We start from the raw sequence: 14,751 nt of genomic DNA, 5'->3' as shown, positions 1-14,751 counted from the left end.
CAGAAAATGTCAGTAGTGACAGCGTCGACCGCCCGTGATTTGAATCGCAGCGTCTGCACAAAGGAGGATGCTCTAGCTGTTGCCTTGCTTTGCTTTGCTTTGGATTTTGATCTGAGGCGCCCCGTTAAACACGCTGGCCGCACGCAGGCTTGAATCCGCGGGTTACCCCGCAGCGTCACGGCCCCCCAGACAAAAAAACGGCCCACCGAGTGATCGGCAGGCCGTTTTCATTGACCAGTGCAAGCGTTAAGCAAGGCTCTTGCTGACCACCTCAAACACATCACTCGACAGCTCGCCCGACGCACGAATACGCTCCAGCTCCGCCTTCATCAACGCCTGCCGCGCGCTGTCGTATTTACGCCAGCGAGTCAACGGCGCCAACTGACGCGAAGCAATCTGCGGGTTGAACGCGTTCAGCTCGATCACCAGGTCCGCCAGGAAGCGATAGCCAGAGCCATCCGCAGCATGGAAGTTGATCAGGTTCTGCCCGGCAAACGCGCCGATCAAGGCTCGCACCTTGTTCGGGTTCTTAAGCGTAAACGCCGGATGCTCCATCAACGCCTGGACCCGCGCCAGCCCGCCCGGCAACGTGCTGCCGGCCTGTACGCTAAACCACTGGTCCATGACCAGCGGGTTGTCCTTGAAGTTCTCGGCAAACACCGCCAGCGCCTTGGCCTTTTCTGCCTCGAACGGCGAATTCACCAGCACCGCCAACGCCGTCAGGCGCTCGGTCATGTTTTCGCTGGTGTCGAACTGGTCGAGTGTCGCCGCCAATACTTCCGGCTTGCCGCTGAGCATCAGGTAAGACAGCGCGATGTTCTGCAAGGCACGACGGGCAAAATGCTCGGCCGCAGCCACGTACGGAGTTTGCTTGGACAGCTCGCGATTGGCCTGGTAGCGCAGCCATAGCCCTTCGAACAGGTGGTCGGCCAGTTGCTTGCGGGCAAACTCACGGGCTGCATGAATGGCGTCAACATCCGCCACGTCGCTGATTTCGGTCAGGTAGGCTTCACCCGGCAACGAGAGCATTTCCGCGACCATTGCCTGGTCCAGGCGCTCGTCGCTCAACACCGTGCGCAGTGCATCGATCAAGCGCTGATCCAGCTTCAGCGGCTGACCCGCCTGATGCTGGCCTATCAGCTCTTGCAACACCTGCACCGACAACTGCTGGCCGGCATCCCAGCGGTTGAAACCGTCGCTGTCGTGCTGCATCAGGAACATCAGTTGATCGCGGCTGTAAGGGAAGCTCAGTTTCACCGGCGCCGAGAAACCGCGCAGCAGCGAAGGCAACGGCTGTTCAGCAATATCGACGAAGGTGAAGGTCTGCTCGGCTTCAGTCACCGAAATCACCCGGGACGTGGCGCCAGCAGCCGCTTCACCGACCAGGCGCAAGGCGATACCGGCGCCCTTCCCGTCCAGCAAGCCCAGCTCAACCGGGATCACGAACGGCAGTTTTTCAACCTTGTCCGGAGTGTCCGGGCAGCTCTGGCGGAAGGTCAAGCTGTAGGTTTTGGCCGCCGCGTCGTAGGACTCGCTTACCGCCAAACGGGGTGTGCCGGCCTGGCTGTACCAGCGCTTGAACTGGCTGAGGTCGGCGCCATTGGCGTCTTCCATCGCCTTGATGAAATCGTCGCAGGTCACAGCCTGGCCGTCATGGCGTTCAAAATACAGGTCACTGCCTTTGCGGAAACCTTCAGCGCCGAGCAAGGTGTGGATCATGCCGACGACTTCCGAGCCCTTTTCGTACACGGTCAGTGTGTAGAAGTTGGAGATCTCGATAAAGCTGTCCGGGCGCACCGCGTGGGCCATTGGGCCGGCGTCTTCGGCGAACTGATGGGTACGCAGGTACGCCACGTCCTGGATGCGCTTGACCGTGGCCGAGTTCATGTCGGCAGAAAAGCCCGAATCACGGAATACGGTGAAGCCTTCCTTGAGCGACAGCTGGAACCAGTCGCGACAGGTCACGCGGTTGCCCGACCAGTTGTGGAAGTATTCATGGGCGACGATGGCCTCGACGCGCTGGTGCGCGGCATCGGTGGCGGTTTCGGCGCGGGCCAGCACGGCGCTGGAGTTGAAGATGTTGAGGCCCTTGTTCTCCATGGCGCCCATGTTGAAATCGTTGACCGCCACGATCATGAAGATGTCGAGGTCGTACTCGCGGCCGTAGGTTTCTTCGTCCCAGCGCATCGACTTTTTCAGGCTGGTCATGGCGTGCTGGCACTTGTCGATGTTTTCCGGCTCGACGTAGATGCGCAGCGCCACGGTGCGCTCGGTCATGGTGGTGAAGGTATCTTCAACGCACCAGAGGTCACCGGCCACCAGGGCAAACAGGTACGCAGGCTTCTTGAACGGGTCTTCCCAGGTCGCCCAGTGGCGACCGTCTTCACCGGGGCCGCTGGCGATCGGGTTGCCGTTGGACAGCAGCACCGGGTAACTGTGTTGCTCGGCGATCACCGTGGTGGTGAAGGTGCTCATCACGTCCGGACGGTCGAGGTAATACGTGATCTTGCGGAAACCTTCGGCCTCGCACTGGGTGCAGAACATGCCGCTGGATTTGTACAGGCCTTCCAGGGCGGTGTTGGTTTCCGGGTGGATCTTGACGGTGGTGTCGAGGGTGAACGTCGCGCTGGTGGGATGCACGGTCAGGTGGCTGTCGGACAGCTGGTAGTCAGCGTCGGTCAACTCCTGATCGGCCAGGTTCACGCTCAACAGCTCAAGCTGCTGGCCATCCAGCACCAGTGGCGGCAAGCCTGCGCCGCGCTCGGGGTTGCGGCGCATCACCAGTTGCGCGTGGACCAGGCTGTGGTCCTCGAACAATTCGAAGGTCAGGTGCGTCTCGTCGATCAGGTAGTCCGGCGCCTGATAGTCCTTCAGGTAAATCATCTTCGGTTGTTCGGTGCGCATGGGTGGCATCCTTTTACTGATGCACGGCGAGCTGGTAGGCCGTGTACTTACGAATGTTGATAACGCCGGTGTCGAAGATCAGGTATTGGCCCTTGATCCCCAACAGCGTGCCTTCGGCAATCGGGTTCTTGTCCAGGTTGAAGCTGACGATCTTGGTCGGATACTGCTCGACCGGGTAGCGGATTTCGATCGGTTCGATGTCGGATACCGGTTGGATGGCTTGCAGGCCAAAGCGTTCCTGCAAATTCAACAGGCCATCGGCACAGGTCGCAAACAGCTCATCGCGCACCTGCTTGAGGTCGACCGATTGCGCATCGCCCTTGAGCAAGGCACGCCAGTTGGTCTTGTCGGCCACCTGGCTGCGGAACAGGTCTTCGACGAAACCGGACTGCTGGCGGGTCGCCACGCGCATGATCGGCAGCGCCTGGCTGGCGCCTTGATCCAGCCACCGGGTCGGCAGCTGCGTGGCGCGGGTGATGCCGACCTTGACCCCCGACGAATTGGCCAGGTACACCACGTGGTCGGTCATGCAGAACTGCTCGCCCCAGCCCGGATCACGGCAGGTACCGGCGTCGTAATGGCAACGCTCGGGGCTCATGATGCACAGGTCGCACTGGGCCAGCTTGGTCATGCACGGGTAGCAATAACCCTGGCTGAAACTGGTTTTGGTCTTGCGGCCGCAATGGCTGCAATGAATGGCACCGAGGTACTCCAGGCGCACATGGGTGCCGATCAATGGGTTGACCGGCACCTCGGTATCGCCCAGGCGAAACGCATATTGAACGGTCGGCTCACCGAGTTGCGCCGACATTTTGCTGACTGCACCGCGACCAATTTCAATCAATGGATCGCATCCGACTTGAACAGGATGTTCGGCACGGTGGTCGACTTCGACTCGCATTCCTGAGCGCCCATATAGCCGGTGCGCTGGTCTTCCGGCAGGTTCTGGAGTTCCCAGGCGATCATCGCTTGCAGGGACAGCTCGCGCTGCTCGGCGGTGAGCTTGCGCCCGTCGGACCATTTGCCGATTTCCACGGCGAGCTTGAGGCTCTCGTAGATGTCGGGCGTGATGTTTTCGATCATTTCAGCAAAAGAGGACATGCGGCTCTTCCTTAATAAATAGGGGTTTTGCGGCGGCTGTAGAGCCCGCCCAGCAAACCGGTCAGGCAACCGATAACCAGGCCGCCGACATGGGCAGCGTTGGCGATTTCGCCGAAACCGATCATCGAGACCAGCCCCGACAGGCACAGCACCAGCCACACCAGCATCATCACCAACACCCCACGGGGCAGGCGATACGCCGGGTTGGGCGAGACGAGTTGATAGATCCAGCAATGCCCGAGCAGGCCATACAGCACGCCCGACAAACCGCCAAACAGGCCGGGGCCGCCGTAAGCGTATTGCGCGTAGTTGGAGACCAGGCTGAACAACAGGGTCAGGCCCAGCAGGTTGATACTGCCCTGGCGCGCTTCGATGCGCCGGCCCAGTTCCCAGTACCACATGCCGTTCATGGCCAAGTGCAGGATGCCGAAGTGGATCAGCATCGGCGTGACCAGCCGCCACCACTGCCCCGACGCCAACATGTCGGCGAACGGCGTGAACTGGATGTACTCACCCATCACCCGGAACGGCAGGAAGGTCAGCCAGCTCATGGCTTGCAGGTTTTCACCCAGCAGGGTCACCGCACCGACGATAAGGCTCGCCAGCAATACCAACGCTGTGACTGGGCTGTGGCGCAGTTGCTGAACAAAGCTCGGGCGCGTGGCCGGTGCCTGTTCGGGAATATCCAGTTGCTGGTCCGGGTCACCGGCGGGAAAGCGCTGATACAACACGCGCACGTCGTCGCTGATGGTTTCGGGCACCCACAGAACCTGCTCGCCGGCCTCTTCGCTGACGCGATGGGGCACTTGCATACGTTGCAGCAGTTTGACGAAACCACCCAGGTCGACGCTCAGGGGCAAGCGCAATACGGCCACGGTACTCATGAAATTACCTCAGGGCGCTCAACGTCGACCCATACGAATTTACGCGGATCCAGTTGGGTTTCCTGGTCCAGGCGATACGCCACCAACTTGCCGTACAGCACGGCGCTGTAGTCCAGGCAGGCCAGGTTCGGGCGGATAGGCGCCGGTTTACCGCTGCGCCAGTAATGGCCGACGAACAATAACGGCTCGTCGACGCCGTAGCGCAGCAGGGAATTTTTTTCAGTCGAGGACAGCGCCGTACGTGCCACCGGCTCCGGCAAGGCGTCGGGCTGGAACACGATATCGCCGTAGGTTTTCGGGTCGTCTTCCCAGAATTTGGTGCGGAAGAACGAGCGCGTCAGGCCATCGCCACCGGTGAGGGTCAAGCCATCCGGCAGGCGCATGTCGGTGCCGCGCAGCAGGCGGTCGAACGCGTTGCAGGCAAAACTGCCCGGCACCGCCGCGGCCTGCAGGAAATGCTGATCGATGCAGCCATCGGGGAAGGTCGCGCGCAACGGTGCGATAAAGCCGTTATCCCAGCACGCATGCACCACGCGAAAACGCCCGGCGTCGACAAACAGCGGCATGTCATAGAACCAGCCGAGGAAGTCGTGCCAGTCAGCCGGGTGCTGTTCAAATTGGGTCAGGGTCTCGTGGATCAGCCGCTCATGCCGTGGGGTGTGCTCACGCACGAACTGCTTGCCACTGCCCGGCGGCGCCGGTGTGGCCCAGCCCAGGGCATTGAACTCGTGGTTACCCATGATGCACAGCGCCTGGCCGGCCTCGGCCATGTCGTGGACGATATGCAGCGCCTCGCGAATGCGTGGGCCACGGTCGATGATATCGCCGAGGAACACCGCCATACGCGACGGATGACGCCAGGTGCCACCCTGCTTGTGGTAGCCCAACTGGTCGAGCAAGTGCTCAAGGGTATGAGCGCAACCGTGCACGTCACCAATCAGGTCGTAGCTACGCGCGGGATCGAGCATCAGTCGCCTCCACCCCCCAAGCGGCTGCCCCAGCCCAACTTGGTCCGGCACACTTCGTAGTAATTGTGGTCCAGCGGGTGGATCAACCGCAGCTTCTGCGCCTTTTTGCTCACAGTGATGGTGTCACCCGGGGCGCAGGTGAAATGGTTCTGCCCGTCACAGGAGACTTGCGGGTAGATCTGCATGTCTTTGGACACCACGATTTTCAGCTCACTGTTGCCATCGACCACGATGGGCCTGCTGGACAACATATGGGGGTACATCGGCACGATCACAATGGCATCGAGCTTGGGGTGCATGATCGGGCCACCGGCAGACAACGCATACGCGGTAGAACCGGTCGGCGTGGCGACGATCAGGCCGTCGGCCTTCTGGCTGCACACGAACTGGCCATCGATATACAACTCGAACTCGATCATCCGCGTGGATTTGCCGGGGTGCAGCACCACATCATTAAGGGCGTCGCCCTGGCCGATGGCTTCGCCGTGGCGGCGTACTTCGGCCTGCAGCAGGAAGCGGTTTTCCACCAGGTAATGGCCGTCGAGCACCTTGGCCACTTCGACTTCCAGCTCATCCGGGCGAATATCGGTGAGGAAGCCCAAGCTGCCACGGTTGATCCCCAGCACCGGCACGTTATGCCGCGCCAGGGCACGGGCGGCGCCGAGCAGGCTACCGTCGCCGCCCACCACGATGACCATGTCGCAGACCTCACCGAGCATCTTGCGCGACGAGGTTTGCAGGCCGTGGCCGGGGAGGATTTCAGCGATGGTGTCTTCGAGGATCACATGCAGGTGGCGATCCAGCAGGAATTTTTTCAGCCGGCGGACGGTGTCCAGCACCTGGGTACTGCCCAGGCGACCGATAATGCCGATATTGCGAAATTGCTCCATGGGGCTCCTGCGGGATTGGGGTGTGGCAAAAAAGAACGATTATGGGCGAAAGGCCGTCTCAGGCAAAATCCTTTGTCGCCGTGAAGCCTTGATGACAACGGTTCTCAGCCACCTGCAACCGGCTTAAAAGGCTATGCTCGGACCATGACTGTGTTCCCCGACTTACACAACTTGCCTCGCCAGCTGCGCCACCCTGAGGTGCGCGACCTGGCGTGGGTCATACTCGCCCCGCCGATGCTCGCGCAAACGCCATGGCCGCAGCGCCATCCTCTGGCCGGCAGTGACTGGGTGCAGGCGCCTCATTTGCTCGAACACTGGCTGCGACAATTAGACCAGGACAGCCGCGAACTGCAGCACTGGTTGAGCCTGGCCCGCACCCGACGCCTGGGCTTGTATTACGAGCGCCTGTGGCAGTTCGCCGTGCAACACGCGCCCGGCGTTCAATTGCTGGCGGCCAACCTGCCGATCCGCCGCGCCGGGCATACCCTGGGCGAACTGGACATGCTGCTGCGTGACCGCGATGGCGTGCATCATCTGGAGTTGGCGATCAAACTCTATCTCGGCCCGCAAGACGGCGATGGCCGCGACCCTGCGCAGTGGCTGGGCCCGGGTTGTCATGACCGTCTGGACCGCAAGCTGGCGCATCTGGCCCAGCATCAACTGCCGATCTCCGCACGGCCGGAAAGCCGTGAAGTGTTGGCGGCGCTGGATATTCAGCAGTTTGATGCGCATTTGTGGCTCGGCGGGTATTTGCTCTATCCGTGGCCTGGCCAGGCTGAATCTCCCCAAGGTGCCCATCCGCAGCATTTGCGTGGGCGTTGGTTGCATCAGCGTGATTGGCCGGCGTTTGTCAACGCCAGCCCGCCCGGCCACTGGCAACCCCTGCCCCGGCATGCATGGCTGGCGCCGGCGCATTACCCGGCGCATGAGGTGTGGAGCGAGGAGCAGATGCAGGGATGGTTGGCGGAACTGGAACCGATGGCACCGGCGCAGTTGCTGGTGCGATTGGTTCAGGTTGGGGAAGATTGGGAGGAAGCCGAGCGGTTGTTTCTGGTGGCGAATCTTTGGCCGAGTGTGCCTGGCTCGGGATGAGGCTTTGCGGTGGCTTCAAAGGCCTCATCGTGAGCAAGCCCACTCCCACATTCGACCGTATTCCAAAGGAGGTACTCGGTTGAATGTGGGAGTGGGCTTGCTCACGATAGCGATAGACCCAACGCTACACAGTATCGATATGCCAATAATCCAGTTGTAGCCCGGCGGCCAGCTCTTGGGATCGGCCCAACCTGATCGGCCCGCGCTCGATATCCACCAACAACCCCGCGCACTCCAACTCAGGCAACCCCGCTAACGCCTTGACCCGCCCATCCGTAATCAGCAGCAACCGCTGCTGCTCGGCGGGATAGCGCTTGCGCCGCGCCACCAGCCAATGGCGGGCCTCGGTCAACGCCGCCACCAATGGCGTGCCCCCGCCCGCGCCCAGTTGATCCAACCAACCGGTCAAACTCTTCGCGGCTTTCAGCCCCTGCACCTGCCACTTCGGCGACTGCCCGCTGGCCGTCAACAACGCCATCCGCGCGCGTTGCCGGTAAGCATCATCGAACAACTGGGCCAGCAACCCCTTGGCATCGGTCAAGGCGCGATGCCGCCGCGTGGACGCGGATGCATCGACAATCACCAGCCACAATTCATGGGCCGAGCGGCTGCGCAGGTGGAACAACAGATCCTCGCGGCATTGCGGCCGGCCACCGAGCAAGGTGCCCGGCCAATTGATCGAGCCGCGCTGCGCGCTGCGCGCCTTGCCTTGCCTGCCTCTGTCCAATCGCCCTGTCTTGGGGCGGGCATCCGCCCCCGCGTCAGGTCGAGGGCGAATGCCTAGGGCTTTTTTGGCCAGGTGGGCACGTCCCGGCGAGCGCCCGTGGGCAGGGACGGAGCAGGCATGTCGCCCCATTGGCCTTGGCCGGGTGAGGTGTCTGAGGGGTTCGGCGCCTGGCCTTCATTGGGCGCACTGGCCGGCGGCGATTGCTCCTGGCGCCGGTGGCGCAAGGCAAACTCGGCCACGGCTTCGATATCTTCCTCGGCAATCGCGCTAGCGCCACGCCAGGCTGCGTGGGCCCTGGCGCCGCGCAGCCAGACCAGGTCCGCGCGCAGGCCATCGACACCGGCGGCAAAACAGCGCTCGGTAATCTGCGCCAGCGCCTGGTCATCCAGCTCAATGCTGTCGAGCCGCGCCCGCGCCTGGGTGCAGCGCTCGCGCAAGGCAGACTGCGGTTCAGCCCACTGTGCGCAGAACGCTTGCGGATCGCTGTCGAAATTCAGGCGACGGCGGATGATCTGCCCGCGCTCGGCCGGCAAGGTCTGCCCGCTCAGCGCCACGTTGAAGCCGAAACGGTCGAGCAGTTGCGGGCGCAACTCGCCCTCCTCCGGGTTCATCGTGCCGATCAATACAAATCGCGCCGAGTGGCGGTGGGAGATGCCGTCGCGCTCGATCAGGTTGGTACCGCTCGCGGCGACGTCGAGCAGCAGGTCCACCAGGTGGTCGGCCAGCAAGTTGACTTCATCGACATACAACACGCCGCCGTCCGCCTTGGCCAGCACGCCTGGGGAAAACTGCGCGCGGCCTTCGCCCAGCGCCGCATCCAGATCCAGGGTGCCCACCAGGCGTTCTTCAGTGGCGCCCAGTGGCAGGGTGACGAACTGACCACTGGCCAGTAGATCGGCCAAACCGCGGGCCAGGGTCGACTTGGCCATCCCGCGCGGGCCCTCGATCAGCACGCCGCCAATCTTTGGGTCGATGGCGGTCAGGCACAGCGCCAGTTTCAGGTCGTCGGCGCCGACCACGGCGGACAGCGGGAAATGGGGGATATCAGTCATTCGGGTTCTCTTTAAATTCTGCGGTACAGGCAATCAACTTTGATGGGCGAGCTTCCTGTGGCGAGCGGGCTTGCCCCGCGCTGGGCTGCGCAGCAGCCCCAATAAAGCTAAACGCATTCTTCCTGACGGAACGCTGTGTCCGGTTTTGGGGCTGCTTCGCAGCCCAACGCGGGGCAAGCCCGCTCGCCACAGGAAGCCTGCTCACCACAAGAGCCGGATCTTGCGCTAACCGTCTTCTTCTATATCCAGCAACAGGTTTTCCAACGCCTCGCGATACGCCCCGGGCTCCTGCCACATCCCGCGCTGCTGGGCCTCGAGCATGCGCTCAGTCATGTCCCGCAGGGCGTCGGGATTGTGCTGTTGCACAAAGGCCCGGGTGTCAGGGTCGAGCAAGTAGGCGTCGGCGAGCAAGGCGTATTGGTGATCGTCGATCAGCGCGGTAGTGGCGTCGAACGCGAACAGGTTGTCCACGGTCGCGGCCATTTCAAACGCGCCTTTATAGCCATGGCGCTTCACGCCTTCGATCCACTTGGGGTTGGCGGCGCGGGAACGAATCACCCGGTTCAGCTCTTCCTTCAAGGTGCGGATCTTCGGCAGGTCCGGCTGGCCGTGGTCGCCATGATAGCTGGCGGCCTTGTCGCCGCTCAGGGTCTCCACGGCAGCGAGCATACCGCCCTGGAATTGGTAGTAGTCATTCGAATCGAGCAGGTCATGCTCGCGATTGTCCTGGTTCTGCAGCACCGCTTGCACTTGGCTCAGGCGCTGGGCGAACTGTTCGCGGGCGGCGGTGCCTTCGTCGGAGCCGCCATAGGCGTAGCCACCCCAATTCAGGTAAACCTCGGCCAGGTCCTCGCGGCTTTGCCACAGGCGACCGTCAATCGCGCCCTGCACGCCCGCGCCATAGGCACCCGGCTTGGCGCCAAAGATGCGCCAGCCGGCATGTTTTGACGCAGTTTCTTCGTCCAGGCCCGACTCAAGCAATGCCGCGCGCTCGCTGCGCACCTTGGCCGCCAGCGGGTTCATGTCGTCGGGTTCATCCAGCGCCGCCACCGCCTGCACCGCCGCATCGAACAGGCGGATCAAGTTGGCGAAGGCATCCCGGAAGAAGCCCGACACGCGCAGCGTCACGTCCACGCGCGGGCGGTCCAGCAGGCTGATCGGCAGGATCTCAAAGTCATCCACGCGCTGGCTGCCCGTGGCCCACACCGGGCGCACGCCCATCAACGCCATGGCCTGGGCGATATCGTCGCCGCCAGTACGCATGGTGGCGGTGCCCCATACCGACAGGCCGAGTTGGCGCAGGTGGTCGCCGTGGTCTTGCAAGTGCCGCTCAAGAATCAGGTTGGCGGATTGAAAGCCAATACGCCAGGCGGTGGTGGTGGGCAGGTTGCGCACGTCCACCGTGAAGAAGTTACGCCCTGTGGGCAGCACGTCCAGGCGACCGCGACTCGGTGCGCCACTTGGGCCTGCCGGGACAAAGCGGCCACTCAAGGCATCGAGCAAACCACGCATTTCCGCTGGGCCACACGCATCCAGGCGCGGCGCCACGACAGTGCGCAGGCTTTCGATCACGGCCTTCACGTCCTCCCAGCCGGGTTCCTCCAATTGCTCAAGCGGCCCTTCCAGCGCCTGCTCGATCAAGCGCGCCGCATACAGTTCGAGGCGTTCGCGGGTGTCACCGGCCGTGCGCCACAATTGCGCATCGATCGTTTGCAGTACCTCGGGGCGACACCCGGCCCACGGCTCGGCGAGGGCGCAATCCAGCGGATCAAAGCCCAGCTCGAAAGCCTTGGCCAACACACGCAGCAGGCTCGATTGCGGCCCGCGACCATCGCCACGCGGGATGCGCAACAACGCCAGCAAAGTGTCGATACGCAAGCGGCCTTGGGGCGACTCGCCAAAGATATGCAGGCCGTCGCGGATCTGCGATTCCTTCAAATCGCACAGGTACGTGTCCAGGCGCGGCAACCAAATGGCGGCGTCGGCGTCGTTGTCCAGTTCCAGCTCTTGGTCGATACGGGTTTCGCGCACCAGCTTGAGAATGTCTTTTTGCAGCTCAAGGGCGCGGCGCGGGTCAAGCAGCTGCGCCTCGTAATATTCGTCCGCCAACAGTTCCAGGTCGCGCAGCGGGCCGTAGGTTTCGGCGCGGGTCAGCGGCGGCATCAGGTGATCGATGATCACCGCCTGTGTGCGGCGCTTGGCCTGGGCGCCCTCGCCCGGGTCATTGACGATAAACGGGTAGATATTCGGCAGCGGCCCGAGCAATGCATCCGGCCAGCAGTGTTCCGACAGCCCCACGCCCTTGCCCGGCAGCCATTCCAGGTTGCCGTGCTTGCCCACATGGATCACACCGTGGGCGCCGTAGGTGTGGCGCAACCAGAAGTAGAACGCCAGATAACCGTGGGGCGGCACCAGGTCCGGGTCGTGGTAGACCGCGCTGGCGTCCACCTGGTAACCCCGGGCCGGTTGGATGCCGACGAAGGTCAGGCCCAGGCGCAGGCCGGCGATCATCATGCGGCCGTCGCGGCACATCGGGTCGCTATGTGGCGCGCCCCAGCGCTCCAGCACAGCGCGGCGGTTGGCTTCGGGCAAGCGCTGGAACATCGCCTCATAGTCGTCCAGCCCCAGGCTTTGATGGCAGGGGCGCAGGTCGAGGCTGTCGAGGTCATTGGTCACGCCGCCGAGCAGTTCATGGATCAAGGCAGTGCCGCTGTCCGGCAGCACATCCGGCAGCGGGTAACCCTCGGTTTGCAGGGCGCGCAGGATATTCAGCGCCGCCGCCGGCGTATCCAGGCCCACGCCGTTGCCGATGCGGCCGTCGCGGGTCGGGTAGTTGGCGAGGATCAGCGCGACGCGTTTGTCCGCATTCGGCACCCGCGCAAGCTCGACCCAACGCCGCGCCAGTTCCGCCACAAAGTCCATGCGCTCGGGCGCTGCGCGGTAACACACCACGTCCGACTGGCTACGCTCGCTGCGCCAGGCCAAGTCTTTGAAGCTGATCGGCCGGCTGATAATGCGCCCGTCCAGTTCCGGCAAGGCGATGTGCATCGCCAGGTCGCGTGGGCCGAGGCCCTGCTCGCTGGCCTCCCAGCCGGGTTGGTTGTCCTGGGCGCAAATCGCCTGGATCACCGGGATATTGCGGCGAAACGGACGCAAATGCGGCGCTTCGGGGCTGGATTGAGCAAAACCGGTGGTGTTCAAAATCACCGCCGCCCCGACCTCATCCAGCAAATCCTCGACCACCGCCAGGCAGCCGGGCTCTTTCAAACTGGCCACCGCCATCGGCAGCGGGTTAAGGCCTGCTGCCTGCAAGCGCTGGCAGAACACATCGATAAAACCGGTATTGGCCGCCTGCAAATGGGAGCGGTAAAACAGCACGGCCGCCACCGGGAAGTCCGGGCGCCAGTCGGCCTGCCAGTCATTGAGGTGGGCATTGGCTTTATGCGGGTGATAAATCGCGGTGCGCGGCAGGGTTTGCGGCTCGGCCCAGGCGTACTCGCGGCCCAGGTAGTCGCTGGCGAGGCAGCGATAGAAATCCAGCGCATTACCTAGCCCGCCCTGACGCAAAAAGTGCCACAGGCGGTCGCGCTCTTCCTGTCCCACAGTACTCAAACCGCTGAGTTCCGGGTCTGGCCGATCACAGCCCGGCACCAGGATCAGTGTGACGCCGCGCTCGGCCAACTGCACCAGACGCTCGATACCGTAGCGCCAATAGCCAATGCCGCCATGCAGCGAAATCAGGATGACTTTGGCGTGGCACAGCACTTCATCGACATACAAGTCGACGGACGCGTGGTTCTGCACCTGCATCGGGTTGGCCAAGCGCAGGCTCGGGTAATCGTCGGGCAACTGCTGCGCCGCTTCGGCGAGCAGCGCCAGGCTGGAATCGCCGCTGCACAGGATCACCAGCTCGGCGGGGGTTTGTCCAAGGTCGGCAATATTGTCGTCCGAGACGAAACCACCGGGCTGGGTCCTGAGCAGGTGCATGGGTTAAACGCTGAGGGCGGCGCGCAATTGCGCTTCGAGGCCCGCCGCGTCCAGCTCCTGGCCGATCAGCACCAGGCGCGTGATGCGCGCTTCGTCGGCGCCCCAGGCACGGTCGAAGTGCTTGTCGAACCGCGTGCCCACGCCCTGGATCAGCAGGCGCATCGGCTTGTTCGGGATCGCCGCGAAGCCTTTGATCCGCAGGATGCCGTGCTGCACCACCAACTGGGTCAGGGCGTCGAGCAGCAGTGCTTCGTCGGCTTGAGGCAGGTCGATGGAGATGGAGATGGAGTCAAACGCGTCGTGGTCGTGGTCGTGATCGCCTTCACCGTCGTGGTGATGATCGTGATGGCTGTGGCGGCCGTCGATGTGCTCTTCGGAGCCGGCGCCCAGGCCGATCAACACGTCCAGAGGCACGCGGCCGCTGCTGGCTTCGATGATTTTCACGGCAGGCGGCAGCTCTTCGGCCACTTCCAGGCGCACGCGGGCCAGGTCTTCAGGGCTGATCAGGTCGGATTTGTTGAGGATCACCAGATCGGCGCTGGCCAGTTGGTCGGCGAACAGCTCGTGCAGCGGCGATTCGTGGTCCAGGTTCGGGTCGAGCTTGCGTTGGGCGTCGACCTGATCCGGGAAGGCGGCAAAGGTACCGGCAGCTACGGCCGGGCTGTCGACCACAGTGATCACCGCGTCAACCGTGCAGGCGCTGCGGATTTCCGGCCACTGGAAAGCCTGGACCAACGGTTTCGGCAGGGCCAGGCCCGAGGTTTCGATGAGGATATGGTCCAGGTCGCCACGACGGGCGACCAGTTCACGCATCACCGGGAAGAACTCTTCCTGGACGGTGCAGCACAGGCAGCCGTTGGCCAGTTCGTAGACGCGGCCGTTGGCTTCTTCTTCGGTGCAACCGATGGAGCACTGCTTGAGGATTTCACCGTCGATGCCCAACTCGCCGAACTCATTGACGATTACCGCGATACGGCGGCCCTGGGCGTTGTCGAGCATATGGCGCAGCAAGGTGGTTTTGCCCGAGCCGAGGAAGCCGGTAACGATGGTGACGGGGAGTTTGGCCAGTGTTTTCATCGGATGCCCTTTGGGGCGGGCATACGGGACGATGAGCCCTGCGGCGGCGCGCAGCAGCGGATTTCGTCA

Annotated in this window: 11 protein-coding genes; 1 reads left to right on the top strand and 10 read right to left on the bottom strand. The window is 63.1% G+C overall.

Features of this window, described 5'->3' with window-relative positions; all coding sequences use genetic code 11:
- Positions 1-246: 246 nt before the first annotated feature.
- The 6 genes from pepN to ACR52_RS19070 are packed head-to-tail and all read right to left on the bottom strand — an operon-like array spanning position 247 to position 6,747.
- On the bottom strand, positions 247-2,904 hold the full coding sequence (gene pepN / locus ACR52_RS19095; RefSeq protein WP_048727833.1) for an aminopeptidase N: 2,658 nt from the start codon (positions 2,902-2,904) through the stop codon (positions 247-249).
- 13 nt (positions 2,905-2,917) lie between these two features.
- Complete coding sequence (locus tag ACR52_RS19090; protein ID WP_048727831.1) at positions 2,918-3,748, bottom strand: DUF2797 domain-containing protein; 831 nt, start codon at positions 3,746-3,748, stop codon at positions 2,918-2,920.
- Positions 3,745-4,005 carry a YeaC family protein gene (locus ACR52_RS19085; protein ID WP_048727829.1) on the bottom strand — a complete coding sequence of 87 codons (261 nt, stop codon included), beginning with the start codon at positions 4,003-4,005 and terminating at the stop codon, positions 3,745-3,747. Before ACR52_RS19085 ends, ACR52_RS19090 begins: the two co-directional genes overlap by 4 nt.
- A gap of 11 nt (positions 4,006-4,016) precedes the next feature.
- Positions 4,017-4,889, bottom strand: coding sequence for a rhomboid family intramembrane serine protease (locus ACR52_RS19080; protein ID WP_048727826.1), 873 nt, complete (start codon positions 4,887-4,889; stop codon positions 4,017-4,019).
- Complete coding sequence (locus ACR52_RS19075; protein ID WP_406955765.1) at positions 4,886-5,860, bottom strand: metallophosphoesterase; 975 nt, start codon at positions 5,858-5,860, stop codon at positions 4,886-4,888. The genes ACR52_RS19080 and ACR52_RS19075 overlap by 4 nt, the downstream gene beginning before the upstream one ends.
- Positions 5,857-6,747 carry an NAD(+) kinase gene (locus tag ACR52_RS19070; RefSeq protein WP_038845279.1) on the bottom strand — a complete coding sequence of 297 codons (891 nt, stop codon included), beginning with the start codon at positions 6,745-6,747 and terminating at the stop codon, positions 5,857-5,859. Before ACR52_RS19070 ends, ACR52_RS19075 begins: the two co-directional genes overlap by 4 nt.
- Before the next feature lie 144 nt (positions 6,748-6,891).
- Between ACR52_RS19070 and ACR52_RS19065 the strand changes: the two genes are divergently transcribed.
- On the top strand, positions 6,892-7,839 hold the full coding sequence (locus tag ACR52_RS19065; RefSeq protein ID WP_048727810.1) for a DUF1853 family protein: 948 nt from the start codon (positions 6,892-6,894) through the stop codon (positions 7,837-7,839).
- Between the two features lie 124 nt (positions 7,840-7,963).
- On the opposite strand, the gene ACR52_RS19060 is transcribed toward ACR52_RS19065, so the two are convergent.
- The 4 genes from ACR52_RS19060 to cobW all read right to left on the bottom strand — a co-directional run bounded on the left by ACR52_RS19060 (position 7,964) and on the right by cobW (position 14,682).
- A complete protein-coding gene (locus tag ACR52_RS19060; protein ID WP_048727807.1) occupies positions 7,964-8,566 on the bottom strand; it encodes a vWA domain-containing protein in 603 nt (200 codons plus the stop codon).
- Positions 8,567-8,619: 53 nt separating this feature from the next.
- A complete protein-coding gene (locus ACR52_RS19055; RefSeq protein ID WP_048727805.1) occupies positions 8,620-9,618 on the bottom strand; it encodes an ATP-binding protein in 999 nt (332 codons plus the stop codon).
- 225 nt (positions 9,619-9,843) lie between these two features.
- Entirely contained in the window at positions 9,844-13,605 is a 3,762-nt protein-coding gene (cobN, locus tag ACR52_RS19050; RefSeq protein ID WP_048727801.1) for a cobaltochelatase subunit CobN, read from the bottom strand.
- Positions 13,606-13,608: 3 nt separating this feature from the next.
- Positions 13,609-14,682 (bottom strand): cobalamin biosynthesis protein CobW, encoded by a 1,074-nt coding sequence (cobW, locus tag ACR52_RS19045; protein ID WP_048727797.1) that lies wholly within the window; start codon positions 14,680-14,682, stop codon positions 13,609-13,611.
- Positions 14,683-14,751 lie beyond the last annotated feature (69 nt).

Origin of the sequence: Pseudomonas fildesensis, from assembly GCF_001050345.1 — a bacterium.
Taxonomy (GTDB): domain Bacteria; phylum Pseudomonadota; class Gammaproteobacteria; order Pseudomonadales; family Pseudomonadaceae; genus Aquipseudomonas; species Aquipseudomonas fildesensis.
The sequence above is the reverse complement of the archived record's forward strand: the minus strand, read 5'-3'. Positions and strand labels throughout refer to the sequence as shown.

Bases quoted from the DNA above. Each gene is read 5' to 3' on its own strand.
- pepN (WP_048727833.1), bottom strand. From the start codon at position 2,904: ATGCGCACCGAACAACCGAAGATGATTTACCTGAAGGACTATCAGGCG.
- ACR52_RS19085 (WP_048727829.1), bottom strand. From the start codon at position 4,005: ATGTCCTCTTTTGCTGAAATGATCGAAAACATCACGCCCGACATCTAC.
- ACR52_RS19080 (WP_048727826.1), bottom strand. From the start codon at position 4,889: ATGAGTACCGTGGCCGTATTGCGCTTGCCCCTGAGCGTCGACCTGGGT.
- ACR52_RS19070 (WP_038845279.1), bottom strand. From the start codon at position 6,747: ATGGAGCAATTTCGCAATATCGGCATTATCGGTCGCCTGGGCAGTACC.
- ACR52_RS19065 (WP_048727810.1), top strand. From the start codon at position 6,892: ATGACTGTGTTCCCCGACTTACACAACTTGCCTCGCCAGCTGCGCCAC.
- ACR52_RS19055 (WP_048727805.1), bottom strand. From the start codon at position 9,618: ATGACTGATATCCCCCATTTCCCGCTGTCCGCCGTGGTCGGCGCCGAC.
- cobN (WP_048727801.1), bottom strand. From the start codon at position 13,605: ATGCACCTGCTCAGGACCCAGCCCGGTGGTTTCGTCTCGGACGACAAT.
- cobW (WP_048727797.1), bottom strand. From the start codon at position 14,682: ATGAAAACACTGGCCAAACTCCCCGTCACCATCGTTACCGGCTTCCTC.